This is a genomic window from Achromobacter deleyi, assembly GCF_016127315.1.
GTDB classification, from domain to species: domain Bacteria; phylum Pseudomonadota; class Gammaproteobacteria; order Burkholderiales; family Burkholderiaceae_B; genus Achromobacter; species Achromobacter insuavis_A.
In genome coordinates this window covers 3756367-3776404 of the sequence record NZ_CP065997.1, presented here as the reverse complement: position 1 = coordinate 3776404, position 20038 = coordinate 3756367, and the positions used below count along the sequence as shown (strand labels likewise).

Annotated in this window: 20 protein-coding genes; 13 read left to right on the top strand and 7 right to left on the bottom strand. The window is 68.4% G+C overall.

Going from position 1 to position 20038, the window contains the following annotated elements; genetic code table 11:
• The first annotated feature begins 4 nt into the window (after positions 1–4).
• The 5 genes from I6I07_RS17335 to I6I07_RS17315 are packed head-to-tail and all read left to right on the top strand — an operon-like array spanning position 5 to position 4066.
• Positions 5–688 (top strand): amino acid ABC transporter permease, encoded by a 684-nt coding sequence (locus I6I07_RS17335; protein ID WP_061073941.1) that lies wholly within the window; start codon positions 5–7, stop codon positions 686–688.
• 10 nt (positions 689–698) lie between these two features.
• Positions 699–1358, top strand: coding sequence for an amino acid ABC transporter permease (locus I6I07_RS17330; RefSeq protein ID WP_020928764.1), 660 nt, complete (start codon positions 699–701; stop codon positions 1356–1358).
• The gene (locus I6I07_RS17325) at positions 1342–2073 is read left to right on the top strand and encodes an amino acid ABC transporter ATP-binding protein (RefSeq protein WP_006390219.1); all 732 of its coding nucleotides are present in this window, start codon (positions 1342–1344) and stop codon (positions 2071–2073) included. The genes I6I07_RS17330 and I6I07_RS17325 overlap by 17 nt, the downstream gene beginning before the upstream one ends.
• Before the next feature lie 52 nt (positions 2074–2125).
• Entirely contained in the window at positions 2126–2944 is an 819-nt protein-coding gene (locus I6I07_RS17320; protein WP_198483010.1) for a transporter substrate-binding domain-containing protein, read from the top strand.
• 18 nt (positions 2945–2962) lie between these two features.
• Positions 2963–4066, top strand: coding sequence for a mandelate racemase/muconate lactonizing enzyme family protein (locus I6I07_RS17315; protein ID WP_198483009.1), 1104 nt, complete (start codon positions 2963–2965; stop codon positions 4064–4066).
• 82 nt (positions 4067–4148) lie between these two features.
• Here I6I07_RS17315 and I6I07_RS17310 read toward each other — a convergent pair whose 3' ends face one another.
• The 4 genes from I6I07_RS17310 to I6I07_RS17295 are packed head-to-tail and all read right to left on the bottom strand — an operon-like array spanning position 4149 to position 8434.
• Positions 4149–5747: a GMC family oxidoreductase gene (locus I6I07_RS17310; RefSeq protein WP_198483008.1), complete on the bottom strand. Its 1599-nt coding sequence runs from the start codon at positions 5745–5747 to the stop codon at positions 4149–4151.
• Between the two features lie 18 nt (positions 5748–5765).
• The gene (locus I6I07_RS17305) at positions 5766–6575 is read right to left on the bottom strand and encodes a shikimate dehydrogenase family protein (RefSeq protein WP_198483007.1); all 810 of its coding nucleotides are present in this window, start codon (positions 6573–6575) and stop codon (positions 5766–5768) included.
• Positions 6576–6631: 56 nt separating this feature from the next.
• Entirely contained in the window at positions 6632–7618 is a 987-nt protein-coding gene (locus I6I07_RS17300) for a transketolase family protein (RefSeq protein WP_198483006.1), read from the bottom strand.
• The gene (locus I6I07_RS17295) at positions 7619–8434 is read right to left on the bottom strand and encodes a transketolase (protein WP_198487568.1); all 816 of its coding nucleotides are present in this window, start codon (positions 8432–8434) and stop codon (positions 7619–7621) included. It lies immediately after the preceding gene.
• 180 nt (positions 8435–8614) lie between these two features.
• On the opposite strand from I6I07_RS17295, the gene I6I07_RS17290 reads away from it, so the two are divergent.
• Together I6I07_RS17290 and I6I07_RS17285 are read left to right on the top strand one after the other, a co-directional pair.
• Complete coding sequence (locus I6I07_RS17290) at positions 8615–9319, top strand: GntR family transcriptional regulator (RefSeq protein ID WP_006387160.1); 705 nt, start codon at positions 8615–8617, stop codon at positions 9317–9319.
• A gap of 9 nt (positions 9320–9328) precedes the next feature.
• Positions 9329–10396: a glycerol dehydrogenase gene (locus I6I07_RS17285; protein ID WP_198483005.1), complete on the top strand. Its 1068-nt coding sequence runs from the start codon at positions 9329–9331 to the stop codon at positions 10394–10396.
• A 138-nt stretch (positions 10397–10534) separates the two neighbouring features.
• Here I6I07_RS17285 and I6I07_RS17280 read toward each other — a convergent pair whose 3' ends face one another.
• Genes I6I07_RS17280 through I6I07_RS17270 form a run of 3 tightly spaced genes read right to left on the bottom strand, consistent with a single transcriptional unit; the run spans position 10535 to position 13207 of the window.
• Positions 10535–11470, bottom strand: coding sequence for a 3-keto-5-aminohexanoate cleavage protein (locus I6I07_RS17280; protein ID WP_198483004.1), 936 nt, complete (start codon positions 11468–11470; stop codon positions 10535–10537).
• Positions 11463–12425 carry a 3-hydroxyacyl-CoA dehydrogenase gene (locus I6I07_RS17275; protein ID WP_198483003.1) on the bottom strand — a complete coding sequence of 321 codons (963 nt, stop codon included), beginning with the start codon at positions 12423–12425 and terminating at the stop codon, positions 11463–11465. Before I6I07_RS17275 ends, I6I07_RS17280 begins: the two co-directional genes overlap by 8 nt.
• Positions 12425–13207 carry an SDR family oxidoreductase gene (locus tag I6I07_RS17270; RefSeq protein ID WP_198483002.1) on the bottom strand — a complete coding sequence of 261 codons (783 nt, stop codon included), beginning with the start codon at positions 13205–13207 and terminating at the stop codon, positions 12425–12427. The genes I6I07_RS17275 and I6I07_RS17270 overlap by 1 nt, the downstream gene beginning before the upstream one ends.
• Before the next feature lie 332 nt (positions 13208–13539).
• Between I6I07_RS17270 and I6I07_RS17265 the strand changes: the two genes are divergently transcribed.
• The 6 genes from I6I07_RS17265 to I6I07_RS17240 all read left to right on the top strand — a co-directional run bounded on the left by I6I07_RS17265 (position 13540) and on the right by I6I07_RS17240 (position 20035).
• Positions 13540–14739, top strand: coding sequence for an ABC transporter substrate-binding protein (locus tag I6I07_RS17265; RefSeq protein WP_198483001.1), 1200 nt, complete (start codon positions 13540–13542; stop codon positions 14737–14739).
• Positions 14740–14889: 150 nt separating this feature from the next.
• The gene (locus tag I6I07_RS17260; protein ID WP_006390231.1) at positions 14890–15756 is read left to right on the top strand and encodes a branched-chain amino acid ABC transporter permease; all 867 of its coding nucleotides are present in this window, start codon (positions 14890–14892) and stop codon (positions 15754–15756) included.
• A 22-nt stretch (positions 15757–15778) separates the two neighbouring features.
• Positions 15779–17560, top strand: a complete 1782-nt coding sequence (locus I6I07_RS17255; RefSeq protein WP_198483000.1) for an ABC transporter permease subunit — start codon at positions 15779–15781, stop codon at positions 17558–17560.
• On the top strand, positions 17553–18257 hold the full coding sequence (locus I6I07_RS17250) for an ABC transporter ATP-binding protein (protein WP_006390233.1): 705 nt from the start codon (positions 17553–17555) through the stop codon (positions 18255–18257). Before I6I07_RS17255 ends, I6I07_RS17250 begins: the two co-directional genes overlap by 8 nt.
• Before the next feature lie 18 nt (positions 18258–18275).
• Positions 18276–19271, top strand: coding sequence for an NAD(P)H-quinone oxidoreductase (locus I6I07_RS17245; protein WP_198482999.1), 996 nt, complete (start codon positions 18276–18278; stop codon positions 19269–19271).
• A complete protein-coding gene (locus I6I07_RS17240; protein WP_006390235.1) occupies positions 19268–20035 on the top strand; it encodes an SDR family oxidoreductase in 768 nt (255 codons plus the stop codon). The genes I6I07_RS17245 and I6I07_RS17240 overlap by 4 nt, the downstream gene beginning before the upstream one ends.
• Positions 20036–20038: the final 3 nt, after the last annotated feature.

The window sequence follows — 20038 nt, the reverse complement described above, 5'->3', positions numbered from 1 at the left end:
GACGGTGAACTACACGTTTGATTTCGCCTCGGTGCTTGAACAGTGGCCCCTGCTCGCGCAGGGCGCGTGGGTCACGGTCAAGCTGTCGTTCTGCGCCACCGTGCTGGGCTTCATCCTCGGCACGCTGTGCGCGCTGGCGCGCAACAGCCGCCTGGGCTGGCTGCGCGCCCTGGCCGGCGGCTATGTGGAGCTGATCCGCAACACGCCGCTGCTGATCCAGGCCTATTTCCTCATCTTCGGCCTGTCCAGCGCCGGCCTCACCATGCCGATCATGGCGGGCGCGGTGCTGGCGCTGGTGATCAACATCGGCGCCTACACCTGCGAGATCGTGCGCGCCGGCATCGAATCCATCCCCAAGGACCAGCTCGAGGCCGGCGAATGCCTGGCGCTGTCGCGGCTGCAGGTGTTCTGGCACGTGGTGCTGCGTCCCGCGGTCGAACGCGTCTATCCGTCGCTGACCAGCCAGTTCGTGCTGCTGATGCTGGCCTCCAGCATCATGTCGGCGGTGGGCGCCGAGGAACTGCTGGGCGTGGCCAACCGCATCCAGTCGGACACCTACCGCAACTTCGAGGTCTTCATCGTGCTGTGGGGCGTGTACCTGGCGCTGTCGTGGCTGATGCGGCTGGGCTTCTGGCTGCTGGCCCAGGTCGTGTTCCCGCGCCGGCGCAAGCTCGGCACGCCGCTGTAGGGGACGCGCCATGGCTTTCTTCATTCCCGAACAACACGCCTGGTACCTGGTGGAAGGCGCCTGGGGCACCGTCAAGCTGTCGGCCTGGACCTTTGCCGGCGGCGGCCTGGCCGGCCTGCTGCTGGCGCTGGCCCGCGTCTCGCCGCGCCGCGCCCTGCGCGCGGCCGCCGCCGGCTACATCCAGGTGATCCAGGGCACGCCGCTGCTGGTGCTGATGGGCCTGTGCTTCTTCGGCCCCAGCCTGTTCGGCCTGGGCGAGCTGTCGGCGCTGGCCGCGGCCGGCCTGGCCATGACGATCTATTCCAGCGCCTTCCTGGGCGAGATCTGGCGCGGCTGCATCCAGGCGGTGCCGAAGAACCAGTGGGAAGCGGCCGAATGCCTGGGCCTGTCGCGGCTGCAGCGCATGGCCAAGGTGGTGCTGCCGCAGGCGCTGCGCATCGCCACCCCGCCCACCGTCGGCTTCCTGGTGCAGATCATCAAGAACACCTCGATCGCCTCGCTGGTGATCGGCTATCCGGAGCTGGCCTACAACGCCAAGATCCTCAACAACTCGACCTTCCAGCCCTTCGTCTATTTCGGCTGCGCCGCCGTCCTGTACTTCCTCATGTGCTACCCGCTGTCGCGCTGGAGCCGTTCCTTGGAAAGGAGACTCAATGCATCCCGTCGTTGAACTGGACCAGGTCCACAAGCGCTTCGGCGGCACCCACGTGCTGCGCGGCGTGTCGTTTTCCGTCAATCGCGGCGAGGTCGCGGCCATCATCGGCAAGAGCGGCTCGGGCAAGAGCACCGCGCTGCGCTGCATGGACCGGCTCGAGACCACCGACGCCGGCACCATCCGCGTCTGCGGCCACGCGCTGCACGACAGCGACGGCCTGGACCTGCGCGCGCTGCGCAAGGACGTGGGCATCGTGTTCCAGAGCTACAACCTGTTCCCGCACATGACGGCGCTGCAGAACATCACGCTGGCGCCGCGCTCGGTCAAGGGCGTCAAGCCAGCCCAGGCGCGCGAACAGGCCATGCAGGCGCTGGCGCACGTCGGCCTGGCCGACAAGGCCGAGGCCTATCCCGAGCAACTGTCGGGCGGGCAGCAGCAGCGCGTGGCCATCGCCCGTTCGCTGGCGATGCAGCCCAAGGTGATGCTGTTCGACGAAGTGACCTCGGCGCTCGACCCGGAACTGACCGGCGAGGTGCTCAAGGTAATGGAGAACCTCGCCGCCGAGGGCATGACCATGATCCTGGTCACGCACGAGATGGCGTTCGCGCGCGAAGTGGCCGACAAGGTCATCTTCATGCACCAGGGACAGGTCTGGGAGCAGGGGCCGGCCAGCATGCTGTCGGCCCCCGCCACGCCGGAACTGCGGCAGTTCCTGGGCAGCGGACTGTAGGGCCGCCGGCCCCGCCCCCTGCCCGATGACAACGACAATGGAGACAACCCGCATGAACAAGTCCGTATTCCCGCCGCGGCTGCGCGCCGCTTTCACCGGCCTGGCCCTGATCGGCGGCCTGGCCCTGTCTGGCGCCGCCCACGCCGACCAGCTCGACGACATCATGAAGGCCGGGAAACTGCGCGTGGCCATCGACCTGGGCGTGCCGCCCTATGGCATGAAGGACGCCGCGCTCAACCCCACCGGCTCCGATGTCGAGACCGCGCGCCTGCTGGCCAAGGGCCTGGGCGTGGAGCTGGAGATCGTGCCCACCACGGGCGCCAACCGCGTGCCGTTCCTGCAGACCGGCAAGGCCGACATCGTCATCTCCAGCATGTCGGTCACGCCCGAGCGCCAGAAGGTCATCGACTTCTCCACGCCCTACGCCGCCATCCTGGCGGTGGTCGGCGCGCCCAAGGGCATGAAGCTGACCAGCGCGGCCGACCTGTCCAACAAGAAGGTCATCGCCACCCGCGGCACCACCAACGACACCGAGCTGACCAAGATCGCGCCCAAGGACGCGCAGATCATCCGCTTCGACGACGACGCCACCTCGATCACCGCGGTCGTCAGCGGCCAGGCCGACATCTTCGCCACCGCGCCCGCCCTGCTGCGCACCATCAATGAAAAGGCGCCCGCCAAGCAGATGGAATCGAAGTTCGTGATGCGCCTGAACATGCTGGCCATCGGCCTGCGCAAGAACGAGCCGGCGCTCAAGGACAAGCTGGACGGCTGGGTGCGCGCCAACCTCAAGAACGGCGAACTGAACACCATCTACAAGCAATTCCACGGCGTCGACCTGCCGCAGGAAGTCACCAAGACCGGCGGCTGACCCCGCACAGGAGACCCCATGGCCCGCATCGTTTCCGTCGACATCCTGCAGGTCGATCTGCAACCCAAGGTCAGGCGCACCGACGCCGTGCAAAGCTTCGAGCGCCAGGAAACCCCGATCGTGCGCATCACCGACGCCGATGGCGTCATCGGCACCGGCTACAGCTACACCATCGGCACCGGCGGCTCGTCGGTGATCCGGCTGCTGGACGACCACCTGGCGCCGCTACTACTGGGGCGCGAGGCCGACGACATCGAACGGCTCTGGCGCGACCTGATGTACCGCGTCCACGCCACCACCGTGGGCGCGCTGACCTCGATCGCGCTGGCCGCCATCGACACCGCGCTGTGGGACCTGCGCGCGCGCCGCGCCCGGCTGCCGCTGCACCGGCTGGCCGGCGGCGCCAGGCCCGACATCCCGCTGTACACCACCGAAGGCGGCTGGCTGCATCTTGAACCGTCGCAGCTGGTGGACGAGGCGCTGAAGGCGCGCGAAGGCGGCTTCGGCGGCGCCAAGATCAAGGTCGGCAGGCCGCACGTGGCCGAGGATGTGGCGCGGCTGGCGGCGGTGCGCGCCGCCGTCGGCGCCGGCTGGGACATCATGACCGACGCCAACCAGGGGTTCTCGCTGCCCGAGGCGATCCGCCGCGCGCGCTGCTTCGAGCCGCTGGACCTGGCCTGGTTCGAGGAACCGATCCACGCCGACGACGTGCAGGCCCATCGCCGGCTGAGCCAGTCCACCACCCTGCCCATCGCCGTGGGCGAATCGCTCTACAGCCTGTCGCAGTTCAAGGACTATCTGCAAAGCGAGGCCTGCTCCGTCGTGCAGGTGGACGTGGGCCGCATCGGCGGCATCACGCCGTGGCTCAAGGTGGCGCACATGGCCGAGGCCTACAACGTGCCGGTGTGCCCGCACTTCCTGATGGAAATCCACGTGGCGCTGTGCTGCGCGGTGCCCAACAGCCGCTGGCTGGAATACATCCCGCAGCTGGACATGGTGACCGAACACGGCATGCGCATCGAGAACGGCCGCGCCATCCCGTCGGATGAACCCGGCCTGGGCATCGCCTGGGACTGGGACCGCATCGGCAAGCTGACCCTGCACCGCAGCCGCCACGGTTGATAGCGCGCCAGGGCGGCCGCGGCACGGTGCCATGGCCGCCCTGGCGCGCGCCGTCCGGCCGATGGCGACGCCCTGCCACCGTTCACGCGGCGGCGGCATCCTCCAGGATCATCTCGGCGCCGCGCTCGGCCACCATCATCACCGCCGCCTGGGTGTTGCCCGATACCATCTTCGGCATCACCGAGGCGTCCACCACCCGCAGGCCGGCGATGCCATGGACGCGCAGGCGCGGGTCGGTGACGGCGCCGGCATCCGTGCCCATGCGGCAGGTGCCGATCGGGTGGTAGATGGTCTGGCCGTTGCGGCGCGCGAAGTCCAGCCATTGCTCGTCGCTGTCCACCGCCGCCCCCGGGCTCAACTCGCTTTCCACATAGTGTTGCAGGGCCGGCCGCTGCACGATGCGCCGCGCCACCCGCATGCCGCCCACCAGGCTGTCGCGGTCGACCTGCGCCGACAGGAAGTTCGGCCGGATCGACGGCGCGGCCAGCGGGTCGGCCGATTTCAGGTGGATCGAGCCCACCGACTCCGGCCGCAGCTGCGCCACGCCGATGGTCATGCCCGGCGCGCGGTCGAGGATGCGCTCGGCCGCGTTGGCGTAACTGGCGTGCACGAAGAAATACTGCACGTCGGCCGCCGGCAGGTCCGGCGCGCTCTTGACGAAGCCATGCACCAGGCCCGTGCCCAGCGTCAGGATGCCCTTGTGGCGGGTGTAGTAGCGCGCCACCTGCCGCGCCAGGCGCCAGCCGCGCGACATCTCGTTGAGCGTCACGGTGTTCCGGACCCGCCAGTTCATGCGCGTGGCGAAGTGGTCGATGTAGTTCTCGCCCACCTGCGGCTGCGCGTGCACCAGCGCAATGCCGAACGATTGCAGCAGCGCGGGGTGGCCCACGCCCGACAGCTCCAGCAGCTGCGGCGACTGCACCGCGCCCAGGCACAGCAGCGTCTCGCGCCGCGCCCGCACGGTGAATTCCTGGCCGTTCTTGCGGTAGGCCACGCCGACGCAGCGCTTGCCTTCGAACAGCAGCCGCGTCACGTGCGCGCCGCACTCCACCGTCAGGTTCTTGCGGCCGGCGGCGGGCTTCAGGTAGCCGTCCACCACGCTCCAGCGGCGGCCGCGGCGCTGCACCACCTGGTAATAGCCGACCCCGTCCTGACGGCCGGCGTTGTAGTCCGGGTTGAGCGGCAGGCCGTCTTCCTGGGCCGCGCGCAGGAAGGCGTCGGACACCGGAAAGCGCTCGGCCACTTCCTCCAGGTGCATCGGCCCGGACTTGCCGCGGGTCTCGCCGCCGGGCTCAAAGCACTCGATCTTGCGGAACACGCGCTCGGCGGTGCCGCCGCCCCAGCCGGTGGCGCCGGCGGCCTCCCAGCCGTCGTAGTCCTGCGGCCGGCCGCGCACGTAGATCATGCCGTTGATCAGCGTCGAGCCGCCCAGGCCCTTGCCGCGCGGCACGGCGATGGTGCGGCCGTAGACGTTGTCCTCCGGCTCGGTGGCGAAGCGCCAGTTGTAGTCCGGGTTCACCAGCAGCTTGGAAAAGCCCGCCGGGATCGAGATCCACATGCTGCGCGCCTCGTGCCCGGCCTCCAGCATCAGCACCCGGTGGAGGCCGTCGGCCGTCAGGCGGTTGGCCAGGATGCAGCCGGCGGTGCCGCCGCCCGCGATAATGAAGTCGTAGTCGCCCATCGTCTCGTCCGTCGCGCCTCAGCGTTGCGCGGCCGGCGCCACGCCCATCATTTCCGCCATCAGCTCGATCTGCCCGGCCAGCATCGGCGCGCCGTAGTGCACCTTGCAGCCGCGCGCCCGCGCCGCCACCAGCAACGGCGTGTCGGCCGGCTGCATGATGACTTCGCACACCAGCTGGTCGGACGTCAGCCGCGCCGCGTCCAGCGGCAGCGCGTCGTCCGGCTTCATGCCGAGCGAGGTGCCGTTGACCACCAGGTCATGGCCCGACGGATCGGCCGTGCCGACCGCGATGTCGGCCCCGGGATGCAGCGACAGGATGCGCGCCTTCAGGTCCTCGGCCTTGGCCGGCGTGCGGTTGGCGATGGTCAAGCGCGACACGCCCGCCTGCACCAGCGCGAAGCCGATGGCGTTGGCCGCGCCGCCGGCGCCGGCCAGATAGGCGCTCTTGCCCTCGGGCGCCACGCCGTGCGTGCGCAGGCCGCGCACGAAGCCCTCGCCGTCCAGCATGTGCGCCACCAGGCGGCCGTCGGCCTCGCGCCGCACCACGTTGGCGGCGCCGATCTTGCGCGCCACCGGCGTGGCGTCGTCGGCCAGCGCCAGGATCGCCGCCTTGTGCGGCATGGTGACGATCAGGCCGCCCAGGTTCTCCAGCCGGCGCAGTCCGGCCACCACCTCGGCCAGGTTGTCCGGCCGCGCATGGAACGGCACGCAGACGCCGTCGAAGCCGATGCGGGCGAAATGCTCGTTCATGCGCTGCGGGGTCTTGACGTGGTAGATCGGGTCGGCAAGGATGCCGAACAGGCGGGTGTTGCCGCTGATTTCCTTCATTGCTCTGTCTCCGTTTCGTGGCGCCGGCGTCCGGCGCCCGTGAATGCTGGCACGCCCTATCGCGCGATGAGTTCGCGCGCCACCGCCTCGATGCCGGCGCCGTCGAGCTGGTAGTGCGCGTACAGCGTGGTGGGCGGGGCGATCAGGCTGTATTCGTCGTAGATGCCATGGCGCCGCAGCCGCGTGCCGCTGCCGGCATCGGCCAGCACCTCGGCCACCGCCGAGCCCAGGCCGCCCATCACATTGTGCTCTTCCACCGTCAGCAGGACGCGCGCCTGCCCGGCGGCCGCCAGCACCGCCTCGCGGTCCAGCGGCTTGATGGTGGGCATGTCGATCACGCCCACCGACAGGCCGTCCTCGCGCAGCCGGGCGGCGGCTTGCAGCGCCGCGTGCAGCGTGATGCCGCAGGCGATGATGTTCAGGTCGCTGCCGCGCGAATGGACGATGGCGCGGCCGAACGTGAACGGCGTGCCGTCCTCATAGACCTGCGGATCGCGGCCGCGGCCAATGCGGAAGTAGATCGGCTCGGGCCAGTCCACCGAGGCCTTGATGGCGGCGGCCAGTTGCGGGCCGTCGGCCGGCGACACCACGGTCAGGCCGGCGATGGCGCGCATGGTCGAAATGTCCTCGGTGGCGTGGTGCGAGGTGCCGTAGAAACCCAGGCTGATGCCGGTGTGATGGCCGATCAGCCGCACCGGCAGCCTGGTGTAGGCCACGTCCATGCGGATCTGTTCGCAGCACAACAGGCCCAGGAACGAGGCGAAGGTCGCCACGAACGGCATGGCGCCGGTGGTGGCCAGGCCGGCCGCGGCCGACACCATGTTCTGCTCGGAGATGCCGAACTGCACGTAGCGGTCGGGATAGGCCGAGGCAAAGCGGTTCAGGCCGTTGGAATACTGCAGGTCGGCCGAGCCGGCCATCACCGGGTGCCCGGCCTGCGCCAGTTCGACCAGCGCGTCGGAAAGATACGACAACCCGGGGTTCACCGCGTTCAGCGCGCGGTACTGCCAGGAATCGGGGGAAAGCGTCTGTGCCTGTGCCATTCAGATCTCGCGGGTCATGATTTCGTCGATGGCGGCCTGCGCGTCCTGCGGCGCCAGGTAGCCCAGATGCCAGCCGGGTTCGGTTTCCATATAGGAGACGCCCTTGCCCTTGATGGTCCTGGCGATGACGCAGGCGGGCCGCGCGCGCGCCTCGTCGGCGCGCAGGCGGCGCAGCAGCGCGGTCAGCGCCACCAGATCGTGGCCGTCGACCTCGTGCACCTCCCAGCCAAAGGCCTGCCACTTGTCGCGCAGCGATTCCACGCCGATCACGTCATCGACCTTGCCGTCGAGCTGGTAGCCGTTGCGGTCGATGATGGCGACCAGGCGCGACAGCTTGTGGTGCGCGGCGAACAGCGCCGCCTCCCACACCTGGCCTTCCTGCATCTCGCCGTCGCCCAGCATCACGAACACGTTGAAGTCGCGCTGGCTCATGCGGCCGCCCAGCGCCATGCCGGCGCCGTTGGACAGCGCGTGGCCGATGGAGCCGGAGCTGAAATCGACGCCCGGCACCTTGGTCATGTCGGGATGGTCGCCCAGCGGGCTGCCCAGGCGGGTGTAGCCGTCCAGCAACGCATGCGGGATGAAGCCGTGGTCGGCCAGCACCGGGAACAGCCCCACCGCGGCGTGGCCCTTGCCCATCAGGAAGCGGTCGCGATCCGGCCAGGCCGGCTCGCCCGGGCGCAGCCGCATCACGTCGTAATACAGCGCGGCAAAGATCTCGGCACACGAGAAGACCGAGCTGTAGTGCCCGACCTTGGCGATCTCGATCAGCCTGATGGTTTCCAGCCGGATGTGGCGGGCCTTTTCCCGCAGCATCCGGACCTCGTCTTCGCTTGGGTCTCCCCGGTCCTGGCGCATGGCGTCTCCTTCGCTCATTAGAATATATGATATATAATATACCCATCGCGCTTGAATTGGCCAGGGCGGGATAGAATTCAGCCGGGCGCCGTTTCACGGCTTCCGTCCATTCCATCGAACCCGCAAGCCTCGACCGTCATGCCCAGCCTTAAACCGGTAAAAAAAGAGAACCTCTCCGTCAAGGTCTACAACGAGATCCGTAACGCCCTGATCAACGGGCAGTACGAACCCGGAGAACGCCTCATCATTGGCGAGCTGGCCCAGGAAATGGGCGTCTCGATCACGCCCGTGCGCGAGGCCATCTTCCGCCTCATCAGCGAACAGGGCCTGGAAATGCAGGCCGCCACCGCGGTCTACGTGCCCTATGTCAATTCGGAAAAGCTGCGCGAGATCCAGCAGATCCGCTTCCACCTGGAAGGCATGGGCGCGGCCGAGGCCGCCAGGAACATCACGCGCAAGCAGCTGGACAACCTGATCGCGCTGCAGAAGGACTTCATCTCCTGCACCTCGACCGACCCCAAGCGCGCCAGCTACCTGAACCGCAAGTTCCACTTCGGCATCCTGGAAGCCAGCAACAAGCCCATCCTGCGCAACACCGTGGAATCGTTCTGGGTCATCACCGGCCCGATCCTCAAGGTGTTCCACATCAAGACGGCCGGGCTCGACTACTCCCAGGACGAACACCGCCACGAAGCGGTGCTGGCCGCGCTGGAGGCGCGCGACCCGGAAGCCGCCACCAAGGCGATCCAGGCCGACCTGGTGTGGGGCGGCAAGATCATGATCGACTGGCTGGTCGAACGCGAAAAAGAACTCGACTACCGCCCGCCCGGGCCTCGCAAATAGGAAGATTCGATGCTGAAGATTTTCGGCGCTCCCGGCCGCTACATCCAGGGAGCCGGCGCGCTCGACGCGCTGGGCGGATACGCCGCCCTGTTCGGCCGCCGCGCCGCCCTGGTCATCGACCGCTACGTGCAGGGCGTGCTGGGCCCGAGAATCGAGGCATTGTGCGGCGCCCACGGCGTGGCGCTGACCGCCCTGCCGGTCGAAGGCGACATCACGCCCGACTCGATCGCGGCGCTGCGCGCGCAGGCCGCGGCCGCCGCCACCGACATGGTGATCGCGGTGGGCGGCGGCAAGGCGCTGGACGCCGGCAAGGCGGTCGCCAAGGCCGAGCACTGCCATCTCGTCACCGTGCCCACGGTGGCCTCCAACGACGCGCCCACCAGCAAGAACTATGTGCTGTACGACGCCCATCACAACCTCCTGGCGGTCGAACACATGCTGTTCAACCCGACCATCGTGCTGGTGGACACCGCCGTCATCGCCACCGCGCCCGCGGCGTTCTTCCGCGCCGGCCTGGGCGATGCCATCTCGAAGAAATTCGAGGCCGAGCAATGCGCCCGCAACGGCGGGCGCAACATGTACGACGGCGTCCCGCCGCTGACCGCGCAACTGATCGCCGACGGCTGCCTGCGCACGCTGCTGGCCGACGGCGCCGACGCGCTGGCGGCGGCCGGCAGCGGCCAGCCCACGCCCGCGTTCGAACGGGTGGTGGAAGCCATGATCCTGATGAGCGGCCTGGGTTTCGAGAGCGGCGGCCTGTCGATCGCCCACGCCCTGACGCGCGGCCTGCCGAAAATCAACGGCCTGGCCAACGCGCCGCACGGCCTGCAGGTGGCCGTCGGCCTGCTGGTGCAGCTGGACCTGGAGGCGCGCCAGGACGGCATGCTGGCCACCCTGACGCAGTGGTACGAACAGGTCGGCCTGCCCACCACGCTGAGTGCGCTGGGCGCGGCCGCGCCGTCGGACGCCGAACTGGCGCGGGCCGCCGAGCTGACGCTGGCCGCGCGCCATGCCGCCAATTTCGATCGTCCGCTGGACATCAATACCCTCGTCGACGCCTTGCGCCGCCACGCCTGACGCTCCGCCGCTCGCGCGGGCGACGTCCCGCGGGCGGCGCCCGGGAGCGCCACGCCCCGCATCCGGCGGGCCGCGCGCCGCCCCATCAGCGGGGGCATCGGCCCGGCGGCGGCGCGCACGCCCTCGCCCGGATTGGCTTCAGAACGCCACGTTGTCGCCGCCCTTCAGGCCCAGTTTGGCGCGGGTCTCGGCCGGCGTGGCCACTTCCAGGTTGAGCGCTTCCAGGATGGTGCGGATGCGCTCGACCTGCGAGCGGTTTGACTCGGCCAGCTGGCCCGGCCCGATCCACAGCGAATCCTCCAGTCCCACCCGCACGTTCGAGCCCATGGCGGCGCCGATAGTGGCCAGCGGCATCTGGTTGCGGCCGGCGCCCAGGATCGACCATTCGTACTCATTGCCGAACAGGCGGTCTGCGGTGCGCTTCATGTGCATCAGGTCTTCGGGGTGCGGGCCGATGCCGCCCAGGATGCCGAACACCGACTGGATGAATGGCGGCGACTTCACCAGGCCGCGGTCGACGAAGTGCGCCAGGTTGTACAGGTGGCTGATGTCGTAGCACTCGAACTCGAAGCGGGTGCCGTTGGCGTTGCCCAGCTCCAGGATCGACTCGATGTCCTGGTAGGTGTTGCGGAAGATCAGCGAACGGCTGTTCTCCAGGTGCTCGCGCTCCCAGTCGTGCTTGAAGTCCTGGAAGCGGCCCAGCATCGGGAACAGGCCGAAGTTCATCGACCCCATGTTCAGCGACGCCAGCTCCGGCTTGAAGGTGGTGGCCGGCCGCATGCGCTCCTGCACCGTCATGTGCGGGCTGCCGCCGGTGGTGATGTTGATGATGGCGTCGGTCTCGGCCTTGATGCGCCTGAGGAACGGCTCGAACAGCGCCGGGTCCTGCGACGGCTTGCCGGTTTCCGGGTCGCGCGCATGCAGGTGCAGCACGGCGGCGCCGGCGCGGGCCGCGCCGATGGCGGCCTCGGCGATCTCGTCGGCCGTCACCGGCAGGTGCGGCGACATGCTGGGCGTGTGGATGGCGCCCGTCACGGCGCAGGTGATCACGACTTTCTGCTTGGGTTTAGCCATTTTCGTCTCCGTTGTCTTGGTGTTGCTTGTGGCGCATGAGGCGCATCAGTTGTTCGTCGCGCCAGTAGCGGCGCGCCGTCAGGTCGTCGGCCGGCAGCAGGCCACGGCGCTCGGCGGCCAGGGCCTCGACCAGGGCGCCGTCCCAGGGCACGGCTTCGCCCTGGGTGGCGCCGATGGATTGGTACAGCCCGCCGTAGCGCGCGCAGTAGTCGGCGATGCCGCCGGGCGCGTTCAGGTCGATGGTCTCGAACGGCCCCATGAACGACCAGCGCAGGCCCAGGCCGTCTTTGACGGTGGTGTCGATGTCCTCGGCGCTGGCGATGCCGGCGGCGGCCAGGCGGAAAGCCTCGTGCAGCAGCGCGCCCTGCAGCCGGTTGAGGATGAAGCCCTCGATCTCGCGCCGCATCGTCACCGGCTTCTGGCCGATATCCAGCATGATGTCGCGCGCCGCCCGCATGGCGGCCTCGCTGGTCCAGGGCGCCGGGCACAGCTCCACCACCGGGATCAGGTACGGCGGATTGACCGGATGCGCCACCAGGCAGCGCGCCCGGCCGGGCAGGCCTTCGGTGAATTCGCTGGCGGGAATGCTGGACGTGGAACTGCCGATGATGGCGTCGGGTTCGGCCGCCGCGTCCAGTTGCGCGAACAGGTCGCGCTTGAGATCGAGCCGCTCGGGCGAGTTCTCCTGGATGTAGCGGGCGCCGGCCAGCGCCTCGGGCAGGCTGGCGGCCACCTCGATGCGGGCGGCGGCGGCCGCCGCGTCGCGCAGCAGGCCATGCGCCTGCAATTCATCCAGCTGGCGCCGGATCAACGCGCCGGCCTCGGCCAGCATGGCGGCGTTGACGTCGTACAGCCGCACCTGCCAGCCCTGGCGCGCGAACACGATGGCCCAGGCCTGGCCGATCAGGCCGGTGCCGACGATGGCGGCGCGGCGCCGCTGCGGGTCGGCCGCCATCAGTAGAGCTTCTGCGTGAAGCCGTCCACCACGATGGCCTGCCCCGTGACGCTGCGGGCGGCCTCGCTGGCATTGAACAGCACCATGTTGGCGATGTCGCGCGCCGTGACCATGCGGCCCAGCGCCGCCTGGTTCTCGTAGAGCGCGGCGATCTCGTCGACCGGCTTGTCCAGCGTCTTGGCCTTGGCCTCGATCACGGCGCGGATGCGCGGCCCTTCGACCGCGCCCGGCAGGATGGCGTTGACGCGGATGCCGTGGCCGCCCAGCTCGATCGCCAGCGACTTGGTGAAGCCGATCACCGCCCACTTGGACGCCGAATAGACCGAGCGCCCGGCAAAGCCCAGGTGGCCCGCGGCCGACGACAGGTTGATCATGACGCCGGCGGGCGACTGCTTGAGCAGCGGGATGGCCTGGCGCGCGCACAGGAACTGGCCGGTGATGTTGACCGCCAGGGTGCGGTCCCAGTCGGCCTTGGAGAGCGTCTCGACGAAACCGGTGGGGCCGGCCACGCCGGCGTTGTTGACCAGGATGTCCAGGCCGCCCAACTGCTGGCGCACCGTCTCGAACAAGGCCGCCACGCTGGTTTCGTCGGACACGTCGGCATGCACCGCGCGCACGCCCGGCAATTCGGCCGGCAGCGCGGCCAGCCGCTCGCGGTTGACGTCGCACACCAGCACTGCTGCCCCGGCGCGGTGGAACACCTGCGCCATTTCCAGGCCCAGCCCATCGGCGCCGGCGGTGATGAGTACCTTTTTTCCGGCGAAATCCACTTCCTCGAACATGCTCTTGTCTCCTGGATTCTTATGCTCAAACGCCTTTCGATCATATAGGATATATGATGTAAAGGGGAACTTTCTTGCCAGGATCGATGCCCGAAAAGGGTCCTCGAAACAGCACCCGCCCAGCGGAATTTGGCCCTTCCCCCAATGCAAAACTGCCCGCAAACGCTTTATTCATGCGGCTTGAGGGAAATCCCCGATTCAGCCGGGCAAGTCCGGCACTAGAATCCAGGACGAGGTTCTCACACCCCTCCGGTGCATATATCATATATTCAAAAACAGACGGACGATTCACAAAGCAGTCCGCATCCCAATCCCACAAAGGAGCGTAGACCGTGTTCAAGATCAACAAATTCGCCATCGCGCTGGGCCTGTGCGGCGCCCTGGCAAGCGGCGCCGCGGCGGCCGACATGAAGGTGGGCGCCCTCTTCCCGTTCAGCGGCGCCCTGGCGCTGCTGGGACAAGAGAGCTATCGCGGCCTGGAACTGGCCGTCAACGAAATCAATGCCGCCGGCGGGATCAACGGCGAGAAGATCCAGATCATCAAGGCCGACGCGGTCGACCCGACCCAGGCGGTGTCCGAGACCAAGCGCCTGATCTCGTCGAACGTGGTCGGCGTGTTCGGCAGCTACGCCTCGGGCATCTCGTACGCGGCCTCGCCCGTGACCGAACTGGCCGGCGTGCCCTACTTCGAGCTGGGCGCCACCGCCCACAAGATCACCACGCGCGGCTACAAGTACCTGTTCCGCAGCAACCCCAACACCGCGCTGTACGGCGTGTCGGTGGTCAACGCCCTGCACGACATCATCGGGCCGGGCATGGGCCTGAACCCCAAGGAAGTGCGCATCGGCATCATCCACGAGGACGGCCCCTACGGCACCGACGTGGCCGCCACCGAGAAAAAGCGCGCCCAGGAGCTCGGCTACACCGTGGCCGAGGTGCTGCCCTACTCGGCCAAGACGGTCGACCTGTCGTCGCTGATCCTGCGCCTGAAGGGCGCCAAGGTCGACGTGGTGCTGCAGACGGCCTACCAGAACGACGCCATCCTGTACTTCAGCCAGGCGCGCGCCGCCAGCTTCAAGCCCAAGGTGGTGATCGGCGCCGGCGGCGGCTACTCGCTGGCCGACACCGCCAAGGCGGTGGGCGCCGACATGAACGGCGTGTTCGACCTGGACTTCCCGCAATCGTCCATCAACCCGGCCGGCGCGCCGGGCCTGGACAAGTTCCTGGAAGCCTACAAGGCCACCTACAAGAGCGATCCGCAGTCCGGCCACAGCTTGACCAACTACGTCGGCGCCAAGGCCTTCTTCGAAGCCATCGCCAACGCCAAGTCGACCGACAAGGACAAGATCCGCGCGGCCGTGCTGGCGTACAAGAAGCCCGCCGGCCAGACCGCCAACGGCTGGGCCTTCGACTTCGGCGAGGACGGCCAGAACAACGCCTCGACCTTCTACGTGATGCAGTGGCAGGACGGCAAGCTGGTCACCATCGCGCCCGACAACCTCGCGCTCGGCAAGCCCGTCTTCAAGAAATAGAACGCCAGGGCCGCCAACCGGCAGGCCCGGCACGGCAAGCCAGCAAACCGGACGCTCGGGGGCGTCCGGCGTTTCACTGGGGCCCGCGGGCCCCGGTTCCGTCGGCCGCGCCACGGCGCCGGGGCGCACCCCGCTCTTAGAGGTTGCACCATGGATATATTCATTCAACTGGTCATCAATGGCCTGTTGCTGGGCGGCGCCTACACCATCATCAGCCTGGGGCTGACGCTGATCTTCGGCGTGGTCCGCGTCGTCAACTTCGCGCACGGCGAATTCCTGATGATCGGCATGTACCTGGTCTATCTGATCGCGGCGCAGTTCGGCGTGCATCCGTACATCGGCCTGGTGCCGGTGGCGGTCATCCTGTTCGCGCTGGGCGCGCTGACGCAGAAGGGCATCATCCAGCCGCTGCTCAACGCCGACCAGCACATCCAGATCTTCGCCACGGTGGGCGTGTCCACCATCCTGCTGAACCTGGCGCTGGTGATCTTCGGCGCCAACGTGTTCCGCGCCCCGGTGCAACTGGGCACCAGCGCCATCGACGTCGGCAACTACTCCATGGTCACCGGCCAGCTGGTGACCTTCGTGGTCGGGCTGAGCCTGGCCGTGCTGCTGCACCTGTTCATGCACCGCACCTACCTGGGCCGCGCGCTGCGGGCGGTGGCGCAGCACCGCTACGCCGCCACGCTGATGGGCGTGAACGTCAACAACGTCTATGCCATCGCCTTCGGCCTGGGCACCGCCTTCGTCGGCATCGCCGCGGGCCTGCTGGCGCCGCAGTACCCGGTGTTCCCGACGGTGGGCACGTATTTCGTGCTGACCGCCTTCGTGATCGTAGTGCTGGGCGGCCTGGGCAGCCTGTACGGCGCGGTGGCCGGGTCCATGATCATCGGCATCGTCGATACGCTGGCCGGCTACTACATCGCCCCCGACCTGAAAGAGGTCGTCTATTTCGGGATCTTCCTCTTGATCCTTGTCCTGCGTCCGACCGGCCTGTTCGGCGTCGGCACAGAGTGATCAGAGCCACAAGGAGCGAGACGTGTTTCCCGACTTTCGAAGCCCCAAAGCCTACGTCAGCCTGATCCTGCTGATCGTCATGTTCATCGTGCCCGTCGTCACGGGCACGCCCTTCTGGACCAACCTGTTCGTCCTGCTGTTCGTCTTTTCCGCGCTGTCGGTGGCCTGGAACATCGTCGGCGGCTACGCCGGCCAGCTGTCGCTGGGCCACGCGGTGTTCTACGGCATCGGCGGCTACACCGCCACCCTGCTGACGCAGAACTTCGGCATCTCGCCGTGGTTCGGCATGCTGGCGGGCGCGCTCATCTCGGCCGTCGTGGCCATCATCATCAGCTACCCCACGCTGCGGCTGCGCGGTCCGTTCTTCGCGCTGGCCACCATCGCCATCCTGGAAGTGGTGCGGCTGCTGGTGATCCACGAGGAAAGCTGGACCGGCGGCTCCAGCGGCATCAGCCTGCCGCTGAACATCGGCTGGGCCTGGATCGTGTTCCGCGAGAAGATCAACTACGTGATCATCGCCTTCGGCCTGTTCCTGCTGGTGACCTGGGTCTCGTGGACCATCCGCAAGTCGCGCATCGGCCATTACCTGATCGCCATCCGCGAACGCGAGGACGCGGCGCTGGCGGTGGGCATCCACACGGTGCGCGTCAAGATCATCGCCGCGGTGGTGTCGGCCATGCTGACCAGCGTGATCGGCACCTTCCACATCACCTACCTGACCTTCGTCGATCCCAGCTCGGCCTTCTCGCTGGAACTGTCGATCCAGGTGGCGATGTTCGCGCTGATCGGCGGCCTGGGCACGGTGGCCGGCCCCATCGCCGGCACCTTCCTGGTGCTGCCGATCGCCGAGCTGGCGCGCGGCTGGCTGTCGAGCGTGGGCAACGGCATGCACGGGCTGATCTACGGCCTGATCCTGGTGGCGGTGGTGCTGACCATCCCGCGCGGCCTGGCCGGCGCCTTCGGCCCGGCGATCGAGCGCGCCCTGGCGCGGCTGCCGTACCTGGGCACGCCGCGCGCCCGGCGCCAGCGGGTCGAGGCCGCCCGCTCGACCGACGCGGCGCGGCGCGAGCAGCCGGTGCTCAAGGCCGAGAACCTGTTCAAGAGCTTCGGCGGCCTGCGCGCCACCAACGATGTCTCGCTGACGCTGAACCAGTACGAGATCCTGGGCATGATCGGCCCCAACGGCGCCGGCAAGACCACCGTGTTCAACCTGCTGTCGGGCTTTCTGTCGCCGGACAAGGGCGCGGTGTCGATGCTGGACGCGCGCGGCAACTGGGTCTCGTGCAGCACGCCGGACGAGTTCGCGCACCAGGGCCTGGGCCGCACCTTCCAGATCGCCAAGCCCTTCACCGGCCTGACGGTCCTGGAAAACATCATGCTGGGCGCCTTCATCCGCACCGCCGACCGCGACGAGGCCGAGCAGATCGCGCTGAAGGTCGCCGAGGAAACCGACCTGCTCAAGTACCTGAACACCGAGGCCCGCAGCCTGACGGTGGGCGGCATGAAGCGGCTGGAGATCGCGCGCGCCCTGGCCATCCGGCCGCGCATCCTGTTGCTGGACGAGGTCATGGCGGGGCTGAATCCCACCGACATCGAGAAGTCGATCAAGATGATCCGCCGCATCCGCGACTCGGGCGTGTCGGTGCTGCTGATCGAGCACATGATGCAGGCCACCATGGCGCTGTCCGACCGCATCATCGTGCTGAACGAAGGCGCGGTGCTGGTGAGCGGCGCGCCGAAGGACGTGGTCGAGAACCCCGCCGTCATCGAGGCCTATTTGGGCAAGGAGTACCAGGATGCTTAAGGTTTCGGATCTTTCGTCGGGCTACGGCAAGAGCCAGGTGCTCAACGGCCTGAACTTCGAGGTGCGGGCCGGCGAGATCGTGACGCTGATCGGCGCCAACGGCGCCGGCAAGACCACCACCCTGAAGACGCTGTGCGGCGTGGTCGCCGCCACCGCCGGCCGGGTCGAATTCGAGGGCCGCGACCTGACCAACCGCACGCCCTACGACATCGTCGACGCCGGGATCACCATGATTCCCGAGGGCCGCCAGTTGTTCCCCCACTTCACGGTGCGCGACAACCTGCTGATGGGTTCGTACAAGCGCGCCGCCCGCCCGATCGTGCAGCGCAAGCTGGAGGAAGTGCTGCAGATCTTCCCGCGGGTGCGCGAGCGCCTGGCGCAGTACGCCGGCTCGCTGTCCGGCGGCGAGCAGCAGATGGTGGCGATCGCGCGCGGCATGATGGCCGACCCCAAGCTGCTGGTGTTCGACGAACCGTCGCTGGGCCTGTCGCCGCTGCTGGTGCAGCAGATGTTCGACATCATCCGCGACGTCACGTCCCACGGCGTCACGGTGCTGCTGGTGGAGCAGAACGTGTTCCGCACCCTGCGCCTGGCCGACCGCGGCTACGTGCTGGAGAACGGCGCCATCGTGCGCACGGGCACCGGCGCCGAACTGCTGGCCGATCCCCATGTCAAGAAGGCCTATCTGGGCCACTGAACCCGAAGGACCGCATTCATGTCTTTACGCTGCACATTCATCGACCACGGCACGGGCGGCGCGCCCGATTGCCTGCGCCTGGCCGAACGCGACATGGCCGCCCCCAGCGGCCGCCAGGTGTTGATCGAGGTCGCCTACGCCGGCGTCAACCGACCCGACGTGCTGCAACGCTCGGGCTCGTACCCGCCTCCGCCCGGCGCCTCGCCCTACCTCGGGCTGGAGGTCGCGGGCACCGTCACCGCCGTCGGTCCCGACGTCACGCAGTGGCGCGTCGGCGACCCGGTCTGCGCCCTGACGCCGGGCGGCGGCTACGCCCAGTACAGCCTGGCCGACGAACGCCATTGCCTGCCGGTGCCGCGCGGCCTGGACCTGCTGTCGGCCGCCGCCATCCCGGAGAACTATTTCACCGTCTGGACCAACGTGTTCGAGCGCGCCCGCCTCGTGGCCGGCGAGAAGTTCCTGGTGCACGGCGGCTCCAGCGGCATCGGCCTGACCGCCATCCAGCTGGCGCGCGCCTTCGGCGCCGAGGTCTGGACCACGGTGGGCAACCAGGAGAAGGCCGAGGCCTGCCTGAAGGCCGGCGCGCAGCACGCGCTGATCTACCGCGACACCGACTTCGAAGCGGCGGTCCGCCAGGCCACCGGCGGCCAGGGCGTGGACGTGATCCTCGACATGGTCGGCGGCGCCTACATCAACAAGAACATCCGCCTGCTGGCGGTCAACGGCCGGCTGGTGCAGATCGCCTTCCTGGAAGGCAGCAAGGCCGAGATCGACGCCCTGCCCATCATGACAAAGCGGCTGTCGTTCACCGGCTCCACCCTGCGGCCGCGCTCCGACGAGGACAAGGGCGCCATTGCCCGGTCGCTGGCCGACAAGGTGCTGCCGTTGATGGAACAGGGAAGCTGCCGGCCGCTGATCCACGCGGTGTTCCCGCTGGAACAGGCGGCCCAGGCCCACGCGCTGATGGAAAGCAGCCGGCACATCGGCAAGATCATGTTGAAGGTGCGGGCATGAGCGCGCGCTTCCAGGATCAGGTCATCATCGTCACCGGCGCCGTCGGCGGCATCGGCTCGGCCATCGTCGAGGGCTTCCTGGCCGAAGGCGGCAAGGTCGGGCTGATCGACTTCAATTCGCAGGGCGGACAGGCCTACGAAAAGGAACTGAAAAAGCGCGGCCACGCCGTGACCTTCGTGCACGCCGACGTCTCGCACTTCGACCAGTGCCAGGCCGCCTACGACCGCATCACCCGCGACCTGGGCCCGGCCACCATCCTGGTCAACAACGTCGGCATCTCGCCCAAGACCGACGGCCGCGCGCTGAAGGTGTGGGAGATGACGCCGGGCGAGTGGGACAAGGTGGTGGCGGTCAACCTGAACAGCGTGTTCTACATGACCCACCTGGCCACGCCGCACATGGTGCGCCAGCGCCAGGGGCGCGTGATCAACATGTCGTCGGTGGCCGGCAAGGCCTATTGCGACATCGTCGCCGCGCACTACGCCGCCACCAAGGCCGCGCTGCTGGGCCTGACGCGCCACTGGGCCGCGGAACTGGGCGAGCACGACGTCACCGTCAACGGCCTGGCGCCCGGCCGCATCAGCACGCCGCTGCTGAAGAGCGTGCCCAAGGAGATCAACGACGCGGTGGCCGACGTCACCGCGCTGCGCCGCCTCGGCACGCCCGAGGAAGTGGCCGACGCCTGCCTGTTCTTCGCCTCGGACCAGGCTCGGTTCGTCACCGGGCAGGTGCTGGACGTGGCGGGCGGCTGGCTGATGACCTAGGGA

Bases quoted from the DNA above. Each gene is read 5' to 3' on its own strand.
- I6I07_RS17330 (WP_020928764.1), top strand. From the start codon at position 699: ATGGCTTTCTTCATTCCCGAACAACACGCCTGGTACCTGGTGGAAGGC.
- I6I07_RS17325 (WP_006390219.1), top strand. From the start codon at position 1,342: ATGCATCCCGTCGTTGAACTGGACCAGGTCCACAAGCGCTTCGGCGGC.
- I6I07_RS17320 (WP_198483010.1), top strand. From the start codon at position 2,126: ATGAACAAGTCCGTATTCCCGCCGCGGCTGCGCGCCGCTTTCACCGGC.
- I6I07_RS17315 (WP_198483009.1), top strand. From the start codon at position 2,963: ATGGCCCGCATCGTTTCCGTCGACATCCTGCAGGTCGATCTGCAACCC.
- I6I07_RS17310 (WP_198483008.1), bottom strand. From the start codon at position 5,747: ATGGGCGACTACGACTTCATTATCGCGGGCGGCGGCACCGCCGGCTGC.
- I6I07_RS17305 (WP_198483007.1), bottom strand. From the start codon at position 6,575: ATGAAGGAAATCAGCGGCAACACCCGCCTGTTCGGCATCCTTGCCGAC.
- I6I07_RS17300 (WP_198483006.1), bottom strand. From the start codon at position 7,618: ATGGCACAGGCACAGACGCTTTCCCCCGATTCCTGGCAGTACCGCGCG.
- I6I07_RS17295 (WP_198487568.1), bottom strand. From the start codon at position 8,434: ATGCTGCGGGAAAAGGCCCGCCACATCCGGCTGGAAACCATCAGGCTG.
- I6I07_RS17290 (WP_006387160.1), top strand. From the start codon at position 8,615: ATGCCCAGCCTTAAACCGGTAAAAAAAGAGAACCTCTCCGTCAAGGTC.
- I6I07_RS17285 (WP_198483005.1), top strand. From the start codon at position 9,329: ATGCTGAAGATTTTCGGCGCTCCCGGCCGCTACATCCAGGGAGCCGGC.
- I6I07_RS17280 (WP_198483004.1), bottom strand. From the start codon at position 11,470: ATGGCTAAACCCAAGCAGAAAGTCGTGATCACCTGCGCCGTGACGGGC.
- I6I07_RS17275 (WP_198483003.1), bottom strand. From the start codon at position 12,425: ATGGCGGCCGACCCGCAGCGGCGCCGCGCCGCCATCGTCGGCACCGGC.
- I6I07_RS17270 (WP_198483002.1), bottom strand. From the start codon at position 13,207: ATGTTCGAGGAAGTGGATTTCGCCGGAAAAAAGGTACTCATCACCGCC.
- I6I07_RS17260 (WP_006390231.1), top strand. From the start codon at position 14,890: ATGGATATATTCATTCAACTGGTCATCAATGGCCTGTTGCTGGGCGGC.
- I6I07_RS17250 (WP_006390233.1), top strand. From the start codon at position 17,553: ATGCTTAAGGTTTCGGATCTTTCGTCGGGCTACGGCAAGAGCCAGGTG.
- I6I07_RS17245 (WP_198482999.1), top strand. From the start codon at position 18,276: ATGTCTTTACGCTGCACATTCATCGACCACGGCACGGGCGGCGCGCCC.
- I6I07_RS17240 (WP_006390235.1), top strand. From the start codon at position 19,268: ATGAGCGCGCGCTTCCAGGATCAGGTCATCATCGTCACCGGCGCCGTC.